Here is a 578-nt window from a genome sequence, read left to right on the forward strand (position 1 = left end):
TACTCCATGTTCGGCTTCCAACGCACCGGCGACGCCTTCTGGGCCGCCGCGGACCAAATGACCCGCGGCTTCATCATCGGCGCCACCGCAGGACGGACCACCCTCACCGGCGAAGGACTCCAGCACGCCGACGGACACTCCCCCATCCTGGCCTCCACCAACCCCGCCGTCCTCACCTACGACCCCGCCTACGGCTACGAAATCGGACACATCATCCGCGACGGCCTCGAACGCATGTACGGCCCGGACTCCACCGACCGGAACTTGATGTACTACCTCACCGTGTACAACGAACCGATCAGCCAGCCCGCCGAACCGGAAAACCTCGACACCGAGGGCCTCCTGAAGGGCATCTACCTGCTCGCCCCGGCGGAGCCCGAGGATCGGGACAAAAAGCGGCCCCGCGCGCAGCTCCTGGCCTCCGGCGTCTCGGTCCCCTGGGCCCTGGAAGCCCAGAAAGTCCTCGCCCAGGACTGGGGAGTCTCCGCCGACGTCTGGTCCGTGACCTCCTGGAACGAACTCCGACGCGACGGACTCGCCGCCGAAGAACACGCCTTCCTGAACCCCGGCGACGAACC

1 protein-coding gene is annotated in these 578 nt (G+C 67.1%); it reads left to right on the forward strand.

The genetic code is table 11. From position 1 onward, the window contains the following. Window positions 1-578: transketolase-like TK C-terminal-containing protein (locus VLA65_RS21940; protein WP_442880368.1), on the forward strand; the 578-nt coding region annotated here is incomplete at both ends.

Origin of the sequence: Arthrobacter sp. S2(2024), assembly GCF_036662515.1 — a bacterium.
Lineage (GTDB): Bacteria > Actinomycetota > Actinomycetes > Actinomycetales > Micrococcaceae > Arthrobacter.